The following is an 18,429-nucleotide window of genomic DNA, read 5'->3' on the forward strand; positions in this document are numbered from 1 at the left end:
AACGGACGGGGATCACCGCATTTCGTCCATAGTGAGGGGAAAAGCAGGAAAACCATAGAGTTTGGAGCTAAACTCTCAGTAAGCTGTGTAGATAACTATGTGTTTCTAGAAAAAATAAGTTGGGAAAACTTCAATGAATCTTGTCATTTAAAAGAACAAGTAGAAAAGTATAAAGAAACGTTTGGCTATTATCCCGAATCCGTCCATGTAGATAAAATTTATCGAACTAGGGAAAACAGAAATTGGTGTAAGGAAAGAGGGATAAGAATCAGTGGTCCGAAGTTAGGAAGACCTCCGAAAAATGTCAGTGAAGAAGAAAAGAAACAAGCCCACTCCGATGAATGCTTCCGTAATGCTATTGAGGGAAAGTTTGGACAAGCTAAACGAAGATTTAGCCTAAATCTCGTGATGACAAAACTCCCTGAAACCTCCATTACATCTATTGCTATTACATTTTTAGTTGTCAATCTTTCTAAACTTCTGAGGCAGTTTTTGTCGCTTTTTTTGTCCTTATTTACTAATAATAGAACAGGGGAACTCATCAAGCCGCCTTTCATTAATTTTGATTATACTTTAAACAATTTTTATGTACTAAAACTTATTGATTTGTCAGAAAATTCTTGGTCAAAAGTGGCATAAATTTTGGAGAAACTTTTTCAGCAAACCCTAATATAAAATCGCTACAATGCAATTCAGCATAGGGAGAAATATAGTGAGCCGGTCAAAATTTGATTTAACCGCCCGTTTAACGAAAAGGAAATGGAAAAAAAGATTTAAGCTGCTTTTCTTAGCCTTAATTGGTTTTATTTTTAGCAGTTTAGCCTTCAATGTTTTGGTGAGATTACCGATTAACACCAATCACACGGTGGACGGTATTTTGGTTTTGGGTGGGAGCATTCGACGGGAAATATATGCGGCTCAGATTGCTTCTGACTATCAAGAAGTCCCTATTATTGTTTCCCAAGGCTCAAAACCCCCTTGTATTAAGCTTATTTTCCAACGGGAACAAACCCCCATGGATAATGTTTGGGTTGAGCAATGTGCTTATTCAACCTTTGATAATTTTTTCTTTTGTGTTCCTTTGCTACAAAAACATCGGGTTCATAAAGTCAAAGTTATCACTTCACAGAGCCATCTCCCCAGGGCCCAACTGTTAGCACAAATTCATTTCGGGGCTAAAGGTATTGCGGTTGAAGTGGATACACCGAAAGAAAAGGGTGTTCCTGGTAATCATGAATCCGATCTAAAAACGTTTTTGGATGTTACTCGTAGTTTGATGTGGGCGGTTGTTAGTCAACTTATACAACCTCCTTATTCCCAGGTAACTCCCTTAGAAGCTGTTGACCTTTCTCAGTGGTATCAAGAGGGATTTCAATGCGAACATAAGGGGGGAATTTAGAATTTATTTTTCTCAACCTAATGCTTCTAACATGGCATCCTCTTTGCTGTTAGTATCACGAGAGAGGGTTTCTCTTTCAAACCTCATGTGGATGGAACGGGTTTGTTGTCCATCGGCGGCGATCGCTACGATTGGATAGTCAATGATGCCATCTTGAAATGACATTTGAAAGCGGAATGTTCCATCAGGATTCAGTTTAACAGGATTACCCCCGACCAAAACGTTGGCATCTGGTTCTGTGGCACCATAAACAATTAATTCAGCATCGGCCACTAACCAAAACTTCTGAGAAGGAACTAAAACTTCTGAACCAAAACCCATCCCAGACATGGTAGGCCCTGATAGGTTGGGAACAGTCCACACTCCCATCTCAGAGGCAAAGGCAACAGAACCTGTGGCTGAGCCGGCCATATATTGTAAAGAGGCAAAGCTGGATCTCGCAACACGGGCGGCTTCTGCCACTTGTTCGCTGACCACAAATCTTTTTTGAACGGGGTTGGGAGGAAGCAATGGTTCCACAAAATGGTCTTCTATTTGGTCGTCCCAGTTAACAGTGGTAAAAATATCTTCTATCCAGTCGGAAGGATAAAGGGCTGGAATATGGATTTGAGCAGAACGAGCTAGCACTAACCAGCGTCCATCAACACTGCGGTAGCCAATATCAATAACGTAGTCACGATCGCTTAGGGGTATTGGGATATACCATTCTTGGGTGACATCATCACAAATATATTCTTGTACACTATGGGGACTCTGATAATTGAGGTCAATATCGCTCACGTCATAGATACGTAAGGCTAGTTGCTCACCCCCTTGGGCTTTTAAGGTTTCTTTCGATTTTTGGGAAATATTCCAGTAAGCATAGGCCCACTGAGGATCTCGGGGTAAAAGAACGATCCGATTTCTTTGATAATCTTCCCCAACGTCTCTCAGTTGGGATTTAATCTCGGTTTTCTGTCCTAGTAGGATCTTACTTTCTTGTCCTACCTCAAACTTAGATGCTTCTACTTTTTGGGCTTCTTGAACGATTGAGTCGATCTTAACTTTTGGCTCAGTTTTTATTATTTGGGGTGTTTGTGATTGTATAGCTTGCTTAATCGCAACTAGGAGTTGCGCTTTACGCATTCGGCTGTAACGGGAGATGTTATATTCGCTGGCTACCTTTCGTAGCTGCCGTAAGGTCATCTCTTCTAGTGGGAGGTGGCTTTGTGGTGCCATGAGATCACTCTCCGATCATTTTTACGGTTAACTGCTCCTGGCATTAAGTCATGAGTCCTTCCCATAAGGGCTTACGGGAGACTTCATAGCTCTTAGGATTTATATTTAGGACTTAATTATTTATTTTATGTAACAAAACATAAGTCTTAATGGTCAAGGGGGTGTTCAAAGAATTTATCGCCATTTTACGCATTAATCACTTTTCGGGGATCAATATGTTATGGTTCTCTGACATTCAACCCTTCTATTTTAGTTCCCAGGGCTAAGGGTTTGGTTTTCAGGATTGAGATTTCTCCTCATGAATCTAAAGTGGGTAAGGTAAACCAAAATTTAGCCCCTTGACCTGGTTCCGTAGCTACCCCAATTTCTCCACCATGAGCTTCAATGATTTTACGGCAAAGGTATAGTCCCAATCCTAGACCTAAAGTCTTTTTGGCGCCTTCTCCTCTGTGATACCTTTGGAATAAGGTTTCTACCAGTTTGGGGTCAATCCCTACTCCATTATCTTTTAGGCTACAGCAGATTTTTCGAGGTTTTAAGTCCTGTTTTTCCTCTCTTATTATATCTATTTTGAGGGTTAATTGGGTACCAGGATCATTATGTTTTAAAGCGTTGGCCATCAGATTTTCTAGAACTCTCCATAGGCGATCGCTATCAGCTTGCACCATCGGCACATCCTGGGGTATTTCTAGGTACAATTCTGCTTTTTTTTCTTCTAACATTGGTTGCCATTCTGTAGCTAATTGTTGACTTAACTTGGCCAAGTTTAAGGGTGTGGTCTCGAGGTTAATACCCCCCATTTCAAATTGTTGACTTTCTACCAAAGAATTAATTAAATTCAGTTGGCGATCGCAACTTTTTGACATTTGTTCTAAAACTTTCCTGGAAATTGCTAAGGACTCTTGTTCCTGTTGCAAAAATTTTTTCAAAATTAGGGAAAAGCCAATAACTGGATTTCTTAAATCATGGGAAACTGCGTGAAGATAAACTCTTAGGGTTTGTTCGGTTTTTTCTCGTTCTTTTATTTCTTGTTGGAGTCTCTTTTTTTGGCGTTGTATGGTTAATTGATTTTCAATTCTCGCTATAACTTCTTCCGTTTGAAACGGTTTACTAATATAATCAACTCCTCCCACATCGAAAGCTTTAACCTTATCCAAAACATCGTCTAAAGCACTAATAAAAATCACAGGAATATCTTTGGTTTTAACATCTTCTTTTAGTTGTTGACACACTTCATATCCATTCATTGATGGCATATTAATATCCAATAAAATCAAATCTGGAGGAACTTGACAAATGGTATTTAAAGCAGTTTTTCCATTGAGGGCTTTGCGAACTTTATAACCTTGTTCTGATAACATAGCTGAGAGTAAGCGCAGGTTATCAGGGGTATCATCGACAACTAAAATATTACTAGAATCGGAGGTCATAGGGAGAGTTTGGGGGACTGGGGGACTGGGGGACTGGGGGACTGGGGGACCGGGGGACTGGGGGACTGGGGAACCCTTGAAAAATTATCCTATATGTACACCCCATCACCCCTACATCCCGTCACCCCTACACTTTGTCAAATCATGGTTTGAGTTAGTTCGATCACAGGCTCAAAGAGAAAGTTTTCGGACCATTCTCGAAGGGAGATCGCTAGGGGTTGACTATCAGGGGGTATTTGCTCAACCAATTCTAGGATGCTATCGTCACTACATTCTAAGGCAGCTTGATGGAGTGCATTAATCCATTGAGAGGGCATTTTTTCTAAAAACAATTGTAATGTCAATGTAGTTTGTGGTTTTGCTTGTTGGTTAGGTTGAGAGGAAAATTTTTGCTTGTCTAAGTCATCATATACATAATTAACCCCCAGATGTTGAGCGATTTTCTCCCATAAAACCTCTTCTCGGAAGGGTTTACGCATAAAATCATCACATCCTGCTCCTAAGACTAAATTCCGTTCTTCTTCAAAGGCACTGGCCGTTAAAGCAATAATAACTGTTTCTTGTCCTTTGGGGTTTGCTTTGATGTGTTGAGTCGCTGTATAACCGTCCATGATGGGCATTCTCATATCCATCCAAATTAAATGGGGTTGCCAACTTTTCCAAATTTCTAAGGCTTCTTTTCCATTACTGGCTTGACGAACATTAAAGCCCATTGATGATAATAACTTAACTAATAAAATACGACTTTCGAGACGATCATCGACGGCCAAAATACGATAGTTGGGTTGGCCCGGGACTAAACCAATAATGCGACGAGGAGATTTATTGATTTTAATAGCATTAGCATCAACGATGGTTGCCTTAATAGTAAAAGTGAATAAACTACCTCGACCTAATACACTACTAACGCTAATTTCTCCTCCCATTAATTGCACAAATTTTTGACTAATAGGTAACCCTAACCCTGTACCTTCGTTTGAGTTGCGACCTGTTTCTGTTTGTCCGAAGGCTTCAAACAGTTGATCCACTTCTTCAGGTGCAATACCAGGTCCGGTATCCTCGACTTCAAAGGTTAAGATTATTTCTTGATTATCCCCAATCATTTCATTAGTTTTAATGCGTAATATCACTCCACCTTCTTGTGTAAACTTAATGGCATTTCCTAGCAAATTAATTAATACTTGTCTCAGCTTACTTTCATCGGTTTCTATATATTGAGGAAGGTTTTCAATTTTTTCAAAGAGAAGTTGTAAGTTTTTTTCTTCTGCTTTTAGATGTAGCATAGATTCTAAGTTATCAAGCAGACGATAAAGATCGAATTGAGTTCTATTAAATGTGGTTCTTCCTGCTTCGATTTTGGTCATCTCTAAGATATCATTGATTAACTCTAATAAGTGTTCTCCACTACGACCGATAATTTCTAAATTTTGTTTATGGTCTGGGTTTAATTCTTGATCTCTTTGCATCACTTGAGTGAAGCCTAAAATAGCGTTTAGAGGTGTTCTTAACTCATGACTCATGCTGGCTAAAAATTCACTTTTAGCACAGTTTGCTGCATCGGCTTTTTCCTTGGCTTTTTTGAGTGCTTCTTCTGCTTGCTTTCGTTCAGTAATATCTCTAATAATTGCAGTAAAAATTGTTTTACCTCGTGGCTTTATTTTAGAAATGGAAACCTCTGCTAAAAATTCTGTACCATCTTTTCTTTGTCCAAAAACGGGACGACGACCCCCCATTTGTCTAGCAGTTTCTTGGGTATTTTTAAAGCTGTTAATATATTGATAATGATTATTTGTAAACCGAGAGGGGATTAAGAGATTAAAAGGTTGCCCTAATACTTCATTCGATGTATAGCCGAAGGTTTGCTCAGCCGCATGATTAAATAGGGTTATTTTTTGATTTTCATCGATAGAAATAATTGCTTCATTGGCATTATCTAAAATCCCTGCAAATCTTGCTTGGGACTCACTTTGTGCTTCTTCTGCAATAGCTCTTGCTTCGGCAATAGCCATTAATTCTCCTACTAATTTTAAGAGGTTTATATCATCTTTTGTCCAATGTTTATATACATTTGTATCTATACCTAAATAGCCAACTGTTTGACATCTTGTCATCATGGGGACAACTAATAAATTGGGACTTAAACTAGTTTTATATGCTTCTCTTTCTGGGGTTGCTTCTGAGGGAAAATCATCTAATTTGTTAATACAAATAGATTTTCCTTCTATTAGTTGTTGAGAGAACCAAGGAAAAACTTCTAAGGAAATATTTTGAGAATCATGGATAGTTGAGGGGCTATACTCATCACACCATTCATGTACCATACTCCAAACCTTTTCTTGGGGAAAATAACGAATGATATAACTGCGATCGCATTGGGTAAATTTCCCGATTGATTCTAAAACAAAATTAACGGCTGTATTTAAGTCTTGATCGATTAATTGTCTGGCAATATTACTGAGTAAAGCGTCTCTTTCTGCTTGTTTTTTTATCGCTTCTTCTTTTTGTTTGCGATCGGTAATATCGCGGCTAATACCAATAGTTCCCATCAACTTACCTTCGGGACAACAAAAGGGGGTTTTTAGGGTATCTACTAGACGACGATTACCATTAGGATAGGTGATCCATTCTTCATTACGACGAGATTGTTTTTGTAACATCATAAAGCGATCTTGTTCCCTAAATGCTAACGCTTCTTCCGTCAAGAAAAGGTCAAAATCGTTTCTACCAATAATATATTTTCTATCTCGTCCTGCAAATGTTTCAAAGGCATTATTACACATTTTATAGACTCCTTTGGAGTCTTTATAAAATACGAGATCTGGAATACAATCTATCAGTGATGTTAATAATATTTGTTCGTTTTTGCGATCGCTTATATCCGTATGAGAACCTGCCATCCTCACTGGGTTTCCTGCTTCATCCCATAATGCTTGTCCTCTAGAAAGAATCCATTTGTAATTACCATCTTGGCATTTAAGACGAAATTCTGCACTATAATGATCGGTCTTTTTAGCAAAATGATCCCCTAAAATTTTCATCACCCTTTCTCTATCTTGGGGATGAAGTAATTGTTTCCAAGTATCAATATGATTAGGTAATTCTTGCTCACTATAGCCTAACATTTCTTTCCAACGAGGAGAAAAAAACATTTCATCGGTTTTTAGGTTCCAATCCCAAATTCCTTCATTTGTTCCCTTTAATACTAATTGCCATCTCTCCTCACTTTCTCGTAAGTTTTCTTGCATTATTAAAGTGGCTTCTTGAACAGCTTTTAAGCGAGTTATTTCTGCTTGTAACTTTTCAATAATTTTGTCTTTTTCTATCTCTGATTTAGGATTATTCATAGTTCCTCACATCTACTTATTATGGATAATAAACAATAGACAATAGCTAAGTTTAATGTAGAAATGTAATAACAACTAATTAATAATTATTAATTAGTTGTTATCCCTTGATACCTGTTTACTGAATGGTGACTAACTCAATCTCAAAAGTTAAATCTTTTCCAGCTAAAGAATGATTCGCATCTAAAGTAACTTTATCATCAGTAATATTAGTAATTGTTACAGGAACCGCTTGACCATCTTTATGACGTATTTGTAACTGCTGTCCCACCTCTACGGATAAATCTGATGGTATTTGGTTTTCATCAACCACAATCACTAATTCTTCTTGATAAGGTCCATAAGCTTGTTCTGAAGGGATAGTGACACTTTTGCTGTCCCCTGGAGTCATTCCCAACACTGCTTCTTCAAACCCTGCAATAACTTGACCTTCTCCAAGGGAAAATTGTAAGGGATCACGATTCGCAGAAGAGTCAAACACTGTCCCATCCTGCAATGTACCTGTATAGTTGACTTTGACTGTATCTCCAAGTTTGGCTTGTACCATATCACATTACCTGTTAAGTTTCTCTATGGAATGAAGGGACTTTTTAACGGTAGTTTTTTCTAGCAGTTTTGTCAACTTTTTGTGCTATTCTTAAAAGTTTATTAAACCCCGTCCTTAACCACTGGGTTTAAAGAACCTTGATTAATCTCAGTGTCTATGAAACCAACTATTGAAACATTAAATTTATTTAAACTTGCTTCTGGTGATGAGTTCTTTTTACAAATATACAAGTTTATTGGGAATAAAAAAAGTAAAAAAGTTTATATTCAATCCAATTTACACGGTTCAGAAATTGTTGGCAATGCTGTTATTTCTCAATTAATTAATTTTTTATCAGGTCTGAATAAAAGTCAAATCAACGGAGAAATTTGTTTACTTCCTATCTGTAATCCTTTGGGTACAAATCAACGCAATCATTTTTTTTCATCAGGACGTTATAATAGTTATGATGGCAAGGATTGGAATCGTATTTTTTGGGATTACGAAAAAGTTTGTCAAGATTTAGATGAGTTTGTCAAGAATAATATCAAGTTTGATTCATTAACCATTCAAGAGAACTTTTTGCAGCAACAAAAAACTTCATTCACTAAACAACTAGAGAAGATTAATCAACCCAGTAGTGCGCCTTTATTTGAACAGTATCGTTATCAATTACAATCCCTTTCTATGGATGCTAATTATCTTATTGATATTCATAGTTCTAGTAATCAATGTATTGATTATCTTTTTTGTTTTCCAGGACAGCAGCAAGAAAGTGCTAAATATTTTCAGATAGATTATGGTATTTTAATGGATACTTATGATGGCATAGCCTTTGATGAAGCCTTTATGAAGCCTTGGTTAGCATTGGAAAAAGCATTAAAAAAAATGGGAAGAGAAATAATAGTTGATCGAGAATCTTGGACATTAGAATTAGGTTCAGGAATGACAATGAATCCTCATTCTATTAAAACTGGAGTTCAGGGAATCATCAACTATTTGGTTAAAAAAGAGATTTTAACTTTGCCTAATTATTCTTTAAAAAGGAAACATATAACTTTAGTTTATCGTCGAAATATAAGAAGTTATTATGCCCCAACTGGTGGCATGATTCAAAATCGATTATCTTTACGAAATCAAGTTAAAAAGGGAGATAAACTTTATGAAATTCTGAGTTTTAATAAGCAAGGTAATTTACCAGAAATAATTAATATTTATGCAGAAAAAGACGGATTCATCTTTGATGTTTCTACCAATTGCTCTGTTAATCAAGGAGACTATGTTTTAGATATTTGTAGCCCGAATATAGATTGAATTATTAATTTAAGTACGATTTACCTTTTTATCGCATTGTAAATATTTTTAATATACCATGTTTTTTTATCTTTTGAATACATTTTAATTGTAGCAGGATTGTTATTACTTATTAGTGTTTTTGCTAGTAAAGTAGCAAATAAATTTGGTGTTCCTGCGCTGCTTTTATTCTTATTTATTGGAATGTTAGCTGGCTCAGAGGGCATAGGAGGTTTAAGTTTTGAGAATTATAATCTTGCTAAAACTATAGGAGATTTAGCCCTCATTTTTATTTTATTTACTGGGGGTTTAGAAACTGAATGGAAAAGCATTCGTCCGGTTCTCGTACAAGGGTTAATTATGTCTACCCTTGGTGTAGCTTTAACCATGTTTTTTTTAGGGACTTTTGCTTGGTTTATGTTGGGTTCTTTTTCTTCTGTAATGGTGGGATCTGATGGTATTAACTGGGTAGATGGTTTACTATTAGGGGCGATTATTTCTTCAACGGATGCGGCGGCGGTTTTTTCTATTCTTAAATCCAGTAATTTAAAGCTCAAAGGTAACTTACAGGCTTTATTAGAATTAGAATCAGGTAGCAACGATCCTATGGCGGTATTATTGACCACAACTTTAGTTAATATAGTCAAAACTGGAGACGTTTCTTTTCTTAATTTAGGCATTACTTTAATTGCTCAACTTGCTATAGGAATAATTGGAGGTTATGGGTTTGGCCGTTTAATGACTTGGATAATTAATAATATTAAAGTCAATGCACAAGGTTTATATCCTGTTATCAGTCTGGGACAAGTATTATTAACTTATAGCGTCATTACACTTTTACAAGGTAACGGTTTTTTAGGGGTTTATATAGCAGGAGTGGTATTGGGAAATAGTAACTTTACTTATAAGAGTACCATCCTTGATTTTCATGATGCCATTTCTTGGTTAATGCAAATAGGAATGTTTTTATTATTAGGACTTTTAGTATTTCCTTCTCAACTAATTACAGTTGCCCCTATTGCTATCATTATTGCTTTATTTTTAATGTTTATTGCCCGTCCTTTGAGTGTAATCATTGGCTTAGCTATTAGTCCTTATAATAATTCTGAGAAACTTTTCATTTCTTGGGTTGGTTTGAGGGGTGCAGTGCCTATTATTTTAGCCATTAGCCCCATCGCTGTGGGCATTCCTGATGCCAAAACTCTGTTTAATGTGGTATTCTTCATCGTCTTGATTTCTGTGTCTATACAGGGCTTTTCTTTGGGGCCTACTGCCCGATGGTTGAAACTAGAAAATAAAGAATAAACCTTTATAATAGAAGTGAGACTGTTACAAAACTTTACGGATTAGGATATGTCACGCATCGTTGTTATCACTGGGTTTGAATCATTTAATCTGGACTTGTACCGACAAGCTGCACAGTTAGCGCAGTCCCGTTGTCCAGACTTGGATATACAGATATATAGCGATCGCTCTCTTTCTCAAGAACCAGAGATTATTGAGAATGCCCTGAAGGATGCGGATGTTTTTTTTGCTAGTTTAATCTTTGATTATGACCAAGTAATTTGGTTGAGAGAACGAGCAGAAAATATTCCTATTCGTTTAGTATTTGAATCAGCTTTAGAATTAATGAGTTTGACTCGTTTGGGAAAATTTGTCATTGGCGATAAACCCAAAGGAATGCCGAAACCGATTAAATTTATTTTGAGTAAATTTTCTAGTGGGAAAGAAGAAGATAAGCTTGCCGGTTATTTAAGTTTCTTGAAAACTGGTTCAAAATTATTAAAGTTTATTCCTGCTAAAAAAGTACAAGATTTACGCAACTGGTTAATTATTTATGGCTATTGGAACGCCGGAGGAAACGAAAATTTTGCTTCTATGTGTTGGACAATAGCAGAAAAATATTTAAAAATCAAAGTAGGAGAAATTCCCGAACCCATCGAAACACCAAATATGGGGTTACTCCATCCCGACTATGATGGTTATTTTACTTCTCCCCGTGACTATTTAAACTGGTATCAACAAGAAAAATCTAGTAATCATCCTCTTGTAGCTGTTCTTTTATACCGTAAGCACGTTATCACTAAACAGCCTTATATTCCTCAACTAATTCGTTTCTTTGAAGAACAAGAATTAACCCCTGTTCCTATTTTTATCAATGGAGTTGAGGGTCATGTGATTGTCAGAGATTGGTTAACCACTACTTACGAAACCCAACAAAGAAACTTAGGTAATAAAGAAATACGTTCTTTAGCAAAAAATGCCATTGAAGTAGATGCTATTGTGTCTACCATCGGCTTTCCCCTAGTCGGTGGTCCTGCTGGTTCAATGGAAGCAGGGCGACAAGTTGAGGTAGCAAAACGCATTTTAACAGCTAAAAATATTCCTTATATTGTTGCTGCACCTCTACTAATTCAAGATATATATTCTTGGACAAGACAAGGAATAGGAGGGTTACAAAGTGTTGTTTTATATGCACTTCCTGAGTTAGATGGTGCCATTGACACCGTACCATTGGGGGGATTAGTTGGTAATGATATTTATATTATTCCTGAGCGAGTTAAACGGTTAACAGGACGTTTAAAAAGTTGGATAAACTTACGTAAGACTGAAACCAAAGATCGTAAAATTGCTGTTATTTTGTATGGGTTTCCTCCAGGTTATGGTGCAACAGGAACCGCAGCTTTATTAAATGTTCCCCGTAGCTTAGTAAAATTATTACGAGAGTTGGAAAAGCAAGGCTATGATGTGGGAGAATTACCAGAAGATGGTGAGATTATTATTAATCAAGTCAAAGAAGCCGATGAAGCCATTATTACCCCGAATAATGCTGAGGAAGGTCAGGCAACGGTTAATGTGAGAAAATTAGAAGAATGGTTAGGATACTTGTTAAAAACTCGTATTGAAAAACAATGGAAAACATTAACAGAAACAGGAATTAAAACTTATGGAGATGAATATCAAATAGGAGGTATTCAATTAGGAAATATTTGGATCGGAGTGCAACCCCCATTAGGTATTTCAGGCGATCCTATGCGGTTAATGTTTGAAAAAGATTTAACCCCCCATCCTCAATATGCCGCCTTTTATAAGTGGTTACAAAACGATTTTTCTGCCGATGCTATTCTTCATTTTGGGATGCACGGAACAGTTGAATGGTTACCAGGTTCACCATTAGGAAATACAGGTTATTCTTGGTCAGATATTTTATTAGGAGATATACCAAACTTATACATTTATGCAGCCAATAACCCCTCAGAATCAATCTTAGCTAAACGTCGAGGATATGGGGTGTTAATCTCTCATAATGTACCCCCTTATGGACGGGCAGGGTTATATAAAGAATTGATGGCACTGCGAGAATTAATTGCTGAATATCGAGAAGATACTAATAAAAATGAGATTTTGCGAGAAGGTATTATTCAGAAAATTGTCGACTCTGGTTTAGCTGCTGACTGTAAGTTTGAAGAAGGTCAAAAATTAGGCATTGATTTCACTGTAGAAAACGCCAAATTGTTTAGTAAACACGCTTTAAATGAGTATTTTGTCAAGGTCTATGAATATCTACAAATCCTAGAACAAAGATTATTTTCTTCTGGTTTACATACCTTGGGGGAAATTCCCAATCAAGAACAATTAGACTCTTATTTAGAGGCTTATTTTGGAGAGAATTTAACCGAGAGAGAAAGAAAAGCAATTACTTCTGAATCACCAGAATTACAGTATATACTAGAGTCAGCTAATGGACGAAGTGAAACTATCCAAGAAGCAATTTACATCAGAGACTTACTTAAACAAACTCCAGAAGAATTAAGTAACTTATTACGGGGATTAAATGGAGAATATATACCCCCTGCACCCGGAGGAGACTTACTCAGAGATGGCACAGGAGTGTTGCCCACAGGAAGAAATATACACGCCTTAGATCCTTATAGAATGCCATCTCCAGCAGCTTATGAACGAGGTCGAGAAATTGCCAAGAAAACTATTCAACAGCATATAGAAGAACATGGTAATTATCCCGAAACCATTGCCGTTTTATTGTGGGGTTTAGACGCAATCAAAACCAAAGGTGAGTCATTAGGTATTTTATTAGAATTAGTCGGCGCAGAACCCATTAAAGAAGGCACTGGACGCATCGTCAGATATGAGTTGAAACCCTTAGAAGAATTAGAACATCCGAGAATCGATGTTTTAGCAAATTTATCAGGAATATTTCGTGATACTTTTGTCAATATTATTGAACTATTAGATGACTTATTCCAACGGGCAGCAGAAATAGAAGAAGACCCCGAAAATAACTTTATTCGTAAACACTATTTACAGATAAAAGAGCAAGGAGTAGAAAATGCTTCAGCGAGACTATTTTCTAACCCGGCCGGTGATTTTGGGTCCTTAGTTAACGATCAGGTAGTTGACGGTAACTGGGAATCTAGCGACGAATTAGCTAATACTTGGGAAAAAAGAAATGTCTTTAGTTACGGACGCAAAGATAAAGGACAAGCTAGACCAGAAATTTTAAATCAACTATTAAAAACTAGCGAAAGAATTGTCCAAGAAATTGACTCAGTAGAATATGGTTTAACCGATATTCAAGAATATTACGGTAATACAGGGGGATTAAAATTAGCTGCTGAAAAACAAAGCGGCAAAAAAGTAACCGCAAGTTTTGTTGAAAGCTTTTCTAATGATACCAACCCCCGAAAACTAGAAGACTTATTAAGATTAGAATATCGTACAAAGTTACTAAATCCAAAATGGGCTGAAGCGATGGTTAACCAGGGTTCAGGGGGTGCTTATGAAGTCTCCCAACGGATGACAGCGTTGATAGGATGGGGAGGTACAACGGATTTTCAGGATAATTGGGTGTATGATCAAGCTGCCGAAACCTACGCTTTAGACCCAGAAATGGCGGAAAAATTACGAAAAGCAAACCCCGAAGCGTTTCGCAATATTGTGGGAAGAATGATCGAAGCAAATGGAAGAGGTTTCTGGGATGCTGAGGAGGAAACCTTAGAAAAATTACGTGATTTATATGATTTAACAGAAGAAGAATTAGAAGGAGTTATTAATTAAAGAAAAGATAGCTTTGTGATTGTCAGAATCAACTCGACGATGCTATAATCCCTAAGTAACAATAGAACGGATATCTTGAATAAACTCTGAGGGAATTTGAATTTTTATACCTGTTCTTTCAGCAACTTTTTGAGTAAAATCCTTAGTATTTAAACTCAGTAATCTATCTGCCCTAGCTAATAAAGCAGCAGATAAAATAGGAGCATCTTTAGCTTCGATAATATCAATATACACTGAAAATTCTTCTAGAGAAGGGTTAGGCAAAATTTGAACATTTATATTATTAATGAGGTCATCAAAAATAGGAATTGCTTTAGGAAGTTTCTTGTTAAGGTTTCTTCGACATTCTTCTAACACTTGTTCTGAAATTAATAGCTTATATAAACCTATTTCTGCCATAGTTAAGACAACTCGACTTGCACCAGTTGAAGATGCAGACCCTGCAATTAAGACACTAGAATCGGCAAAAATTAATTTCATGATTCATATTTTTCTTTATATATGATCTTTCTTTCATTTTCTAATCCTTCTAATAGTTCCTCTAAACTAACTTTTTCTTGTTCTCTAATAGCAGTAATTTGCTCATTTAATTGAGGAACTTTAGGTTGTTTTGAAGTTAATATAATTAACTCCCCAATTTCTAAGAAATTCAAGTAATCTCCTTCATGAAGATTTAGTTTATCTTGAATCAGTTTGGGAACCGTAATAGTTCCATCTTGTTGTAAACGAATAGGAAATGATTTCATATTTTGTTTTTATCATTTTAAAGTCACTACAATTATACCAAATCGTTAATATTATTAAGTCTCATCTTCAGGTAAATCATTGATTTTTGTAATGGTATCAAGAATGACCTCAAGTTTGCCCTGAAGTCAATTAAATTGATGTTCAATGCGATATTATTGAGAAATAGCGGGTTTTAAGGATAATTGGGTGTATGATCAAGCTGCCGAAACCTACGCTTTAGATCCAGAAATAGCCGAAAAATTACGCAAAGCTAACCCCGAAGTATTCCGTAATATTGTGGGAAGAATGATCGAAGCGAATGGAAGAGGTTTCTGGGATGCTGAGGAAGAAACCTTAGAAAAATTACGTAATTTATATGAGTTAACGGAGGAAGAATTAGAAGGAGTTACTAATTAAATAATCTAGAGGTTTATAATTCTAACAATAATCTCGGTTCTGCTACAATTCCTGAGTAATAATAGAACTGATATAGCGTTTCTCGGACTCATGAGGTACACTTTTATTTGATTTTCTGTTCCCTGTTCCCCGTTCCCTGTTCTCTAATACTAAAAACTCCTGTACCTCACAAGTATGAGAACTGCTATAATTAACTCCTCAATTTCTAAGAAATTTAGATAGTCGCCTTCATGAAGATTGAGTTTATCTTGAATAACGGCTCTTCCAACAATATGGGGTAAAATGTAGCGGTAGCTAACACGCATTTAAAACTCTTATTGATAGCTTTAGTACAAAAGCTCAGATATTCTCTCCCTGCTCGCTGCTCCCTACTCCCTGCTCCTTACTTTTCACGCCATCTCTGAAAGCCCCTTCAAATAAGGGTTTCCCTCCAAGGCTGATTCTCATTAATTCATGCTTAATGAAAATGAGCAACGAGAGAATCAACCTTGGAGAATAGGGATTTTGCGGTCGCCTGACAGCCGAAAAAGATCCCGTGAAAAGTAAGCTCCCTGCTCCCCCGTAGTCTCAACTGGTGGTTTATGGTATATTAGAGTCATACCCTTGCAAATCTAAAGCCTTTAGGTTGATGGTAAGGAGATGTTCCCATATAGACTTTCAATAAATAGAAAAACAATTTTATGTTGCTTAATAAAATACAGGAATTAAAGAAAAATCCCCAACTATTTTTGAGAAAAGTTAACTGGAAATTAGGTCATGCTATAGATGATTTTATCAGAACTTCTTTATGGAGAATTGATTCCTGTGAAATTGTCAATCAAAAAGAAATTCGATTGATTTGGATTAAAGAGAAGCGGTAATCATGCTATTATGAATTGGATTATCAAGCAATCAAAAGGTAGTATAACTTGTATTAATGATGTGCCCATTTTTAAGAATCCTTTTCGACACAGACACGAGTATATCTCTTATGAATTTCCTGATAATCGAGTTCCTCAAGATTTAAGTATTGGTATTCAGAAAGAATCCAAAGGAAATTGGAGTCAAAAAGATTATTTGATTTATAGTTATGAGGATCATAGTTTACCTAAAATAACTCATAACAAATATGAACTGAAACATGATTTATATGTTGGAAAAAGTTTGAAAAGATATGATGTTTTAATACTTAGAGATCCCTTCAATTTATTAGCGAGTCGTTTTAAAAGCAATTTTTATAGTACCAAAGATTATCGGAAAGAATTTGTTGAATTATGGCTAGAGTATGCCAAAGAGTTCATAGGAGAAACTAATTACTTAAAAGAAAATAAAGTTTGCATTAATTATAATCGTTGGTTTTTTGACTCGGATTATCGCAAAGACATCTTCAAAAGTCTTGATTTGGATGTACTAGATATTGGTTTGGGAAATGTCAGTTTTATGGGAGGTGGTAGCTCTTTTGATAAATTAGAATATGCAAATTCTGCTGACTCAATGAAGGTTTTGAATAGATGGGAAAAATATCTGAAAAATCAGAAATATTTGAAAGAATTAAGTAATCAGGATGTATTGGAATATTCAGAGAAAATTTTTGGAAAGATTCCAGGTACAGAAATTCTTTATAATTAATTATAATCCAGTTAAGTGATTTGATCTTGTAGATGAACTGAAAATGAAAAAAACAATTGGCTATCTCATACCAGAATTTCCTGGACAAACTCATATTTTCTTTTGGAGAGAAATCAAGGCTCTTAAAAGTGCCGGAATGGAAATAGAAATCATTTCCACGAAATTGCCTCATTCTAAAATCATCTCTCATTCTTGGTCGAAGGAAGCTCAAGAAAAAACAACATACTTATTTCCCCCTACTCAATATTTTTGGGGAATGATTGTAGAATTGTTAAGTTGTGGGTTAAGGGGATGCTTTAAATGTTTCCAATCAATTTTGCAAGCACAACAGTTATCTTTGTATGAAAGATTACGTCTTGTAGCGTTTGTTTTCATCGGAGCAGAATTATCATATTTAGCTAAAAAACATCAATGGCAACATATTCATGTTCATTCCTGTGCCAACTCAGCTAATATTGCTATGTTTGCTTCTCTATTATCCGGAATAACTTATAGTTTAACGTTACATGGACCATTGTCTGATTATGGTTCTAATCAAGAACAAAAATGGAAATATGCTACTTTTGCCATAATTATTACCCAAAAACTCTATGATGAAGTCAAACAAAAACTAGATGGAAATTTGCCAAAACACTTGGCAATCGCTCCTATGGGAGTTGATCCTGTAGTTTTTCAAAGGTAACTGCTCACCGCAACAAAAAAGTCTTATTGAAAAGCACTACAAACAACATCAGTTGAGTCAACAAAAATATAAGCCCTGTGATTTAGCGTAAAATTTAAGCTAATTTATTACGGCTATTTTAATGACTAACATTCCCAGAATCAAGTCTTTTAAAAACCTCAAATAAAAACAACAATATGAGAAAAAAAAGAATAGTAAGATAGTTTTTTGTTAGCGGAGATTATCCGCTAATCCTGTGTATTTTTGTGCAGAGAGATAGGGCGATCAAGAAAAATCTATCCCCCATCGGCTCCGGAGCCTTTTACATCTCTAATCCTGGGGGACTCCGACCAGCTAATGAAAATAATTCGCATAATTGGACAATGGCATTTTGCCCCTGTAATCTCATGGTCTCTAAAAAACTGAACATTTGGGTGACTAACTCTGCACCCCAGTCGCTTCTTGCCCCCCCACTTACTTTGCGGTGAATGACAATGGGACGTAAAGCTCTCTCAGCATCATTATTATCTGGTTTGACTTCAGGATAAGTTAGAAAGGTGAACCACTCTTCCCAATGACGTTTGAGACGGTTAATCAATCTTTGTGCATCATAAGGCCATCCTTTTTTGGGAGTTGCTTTAAAAATCTTTTGCAGTGAGTTCTCGACTTTCTGTTCCTTTGGAGGGGATCCTCTAGAGTCTACAGCCAGCAGTCAAGCTGCACTGCCGTGT

13 protein-coding genes and 3 pseudogenes are annotated in these 18,429 nt (G+C 36.3%); 9 read left to right on the top strand and 7 right to left on the bottom strand.

What is annotated here, in order from left to right; translation table 11 throughout:
• Window positions 1-639, top strand: a pseudogene (locus tag CWATDRAFT_RS20450) (IS5-like element ISCwa2 family transposase); the annotation flags it as partial.
• A 46-nt stretch (window positions 640-685) separates the two neighbouring features.
• Window positions 686-1,399 (top strand): YdcF family protein, encoded by a 714-nt coding sequence (locus tag CWATDRAFT_RS20455; protein ID WP_007306821.1) that lies wholly within the window; start codon window positions 686-688, stop codon window positions 1,397-1,399.
• Window positions 1,400-1,411: 12 nt separating this feature from the next.
• Here CWATDRAFT_RS20455 and CWATDRAFT_RS20460 read toward each other — a convergent pair whose 3' ends face one another.
• From CWATDRAFT_RS20460 to CWATDRAFT_RS20475, 4 genes are all read right to left on the bottom strand, one after another.
• Window positions 1,412-2,617, bottom strand: a complete 1,206-nt coding sequence (locus tag CWATDRAFT_RS20460) for a DUF4912 domain-containing protein (RefSeq protein ID WP_007306833.1) — start codon at window positions 2,615-2,617, stop codon at window positions 1,412-1,414.
• Between the two features lie 296 nt (window positions 2,618-2,913).
• The gene (locus CWATDRAFT_RS20465; protein ID WP_007306832.1) at window positions 2,914-4,047 is read right to left on the bottom strand and encodes a hybrid sensor histidine kinase/response regulator; all 1,134 of its coding nucleotides are present in this window, start codon (window positions 4,045-4,047) and stop codon (window positions 2,914-2,916) included.
• Window positions 4,048-4,184: 137 nt separating this feature from the next.
• Window positions 4,185-7,391 (bottom strand): PAS domain S-box protein, encoded by a 3,207-nt coding sequence (locus CWATDRAFT_RS20470; RefSeq protein WP_007306831.1) that lies wholly within the window; start codon window positions 7,389-7,391, stop codon window positions 4,185-4,187.
• 118 nt (window positions 7,392-7,509) lie between these two features.
• Window positions 7,510-7,938: an FKBP-type peptidyl-prolyl cis-trans isomerase gene (locus CWATDRAFT_RS20475; RefSeq protein WP_007306830.1), complete on the bottom strand. Its 429-nt coding sequence runs from the start codon at window positions 7,936-7,938 to the stop codon at window positions 7,510-7,512.
• A gap of 156 nt (window positions 7,939-8,094) precedes the next feature.
• Here CWATDRAFT_RS20475 and CWATDRAFT_RS20480 point away from each other — a divergent pair, with 156 nt between their 5' ends.
• The 3 genes from CWATDRAFT_RS20480 to bchH all read left to right on the top strand — a co-directional run bounded on the left by CWATDRAFT_RS20480 (window position 8,095) and on the right by bchH (window position 14,286).
• A complete protein-coding gene (locus tag CWATDRAFT_RS20480) occupies window positions 8,095-9,231 on the top strand; it encodes a succinylglutamate desuccinylase/aspartoacylase family protein (RefSeq protein ID WP_007306822.1) in 1,137 nt (378 codons plus the stop codon).
• 81 nt (window positions 9,232-9,312) lie between these two features.
• A complete protein-coding gene (locus CWATDRAFT_RS20485) occupies window positions 9,313-10,515 on the top strand; it encodes a potassium/proton antiporter (RefSeq protein ID WP_268742380.1) in 1,203 nt (400 codons plus the stop codon).
• Between the two features lie 48 nt (window positions 10,516-10,563).
• Window positions 10,564-14,286, top strand: a complete 3,723-nt coding sequence (gene bchH / locus CWATDRAFT_RS20490) for a magnesium chelatase subunit H (protein ID WP_007306824.1) — start codon at window positions 10,564-10,566, stop codon at window positions 14,284-14,286.
• Window positions 14,287-14,337: 51 nt separating this feature from the next.
• On the opposite strand, the gene CWATDRAFT_RS20495 is transcribed toward bchH, so the two are convergent.
• Window positions 14,338-14,766, bottom strand: coding sequence for a PIN domain-containing protein (locus CWATDRAFT_RS20495; protein WP_007306829.1), 429 nt, complete (start codon window positions 14,764-14,766; stop codon window positions 14,338-14,340).
• Window positions 14,763-15,032: an AbrB/MazE/SpoVT family DNA-binding domain-containing protein gene (locus CWATDRAFT_RS20500; protein WP_007306828.1), complete on the bottom strand. Its 270-nt coding sequence runs from the start codon at window positions 15,030-15,032 to the stop codon at window positions 14,763-14,765. The genes CWATDRAFT_RS20495 and CWATDRAFT_RS20500 overlap by 4 nt, the downstream gene beginning before the upstream one ends.
• Before the next feature lie 172 nt (window positions 15,033-15,204).
• Between CWATDRAFT_RS20500 and CWATDRAFT_RS20505 the strand changes: the two are divergent.
• From CWATDRAFT_RS20505 to CWATDRAFT_RS20515, 4 genes and pseudogenes are all read left to right on the top strand, one after another.
• Window positions 15,205-15,429 (top strand): annotated as a pseudogene (locus tag CWATDRAFT_RS20505) (cobaltochelatase subunit CobN); the annotation flags it as partial.
• A 680-nt stretch (window positions 15,430-16,109) separates the two neighbouring features.
• Window positions 16,110-16,289, top strand: a complete 180-nt coding sequence (locus CWATDRAFT_RS36095) for a hypothetical protein (protein WP_021831143.1) — start codon at window positions 16,110-16,112, stop codon at window positions 16,287-16,289.
• 10 nt (window positions 16,290-16,299) lie between these two features.
• Entirely contained in the window at window positions 16,300-17,037 is a 738-nt protein-coding gene (locus tag CWATDRAFT_RS20510; protein WP_007306826.1) for a hypothetical protein, read from the top strand.
• Window positions 17,038-17,080: 43 nt separating this feature from the next.
• Entirely contained in the window at window positions 17,081-17,719 is a 639-nt protein-coding gene (locus CWATDRAFT_RS20515) for a hypothetical protein (RefSeq protein WP_007306827.1), read from the top strand.
• 301 nt (window positions 17,720-18,020) lie between these two features.
• On the opposite strand, the pseudogene CWATDRAFT_RS20520 reads toward CWATDRAFT_RS20515, so the two are convergent.
• Window positions 18,021-18,371, bottom strand: a pseudogene (locus tag CWATDRAFT_RS20520) (IS66 family transposase); the annotation flags it as partial.
• Window positions 18,372-18,429: the final 58 nt, after the last annotated feature.

The sequence above is a fragment of the Crocosphaera watsonii WH 8501 genome (assembly GCF_000167195.1).
Lineage (GTDB): Bacteria > Cyanobacteriota > Cyanobacteriia > Cyanobacteriales > Microcystaceae > Crocosphaera > Crocosphaera watsonii.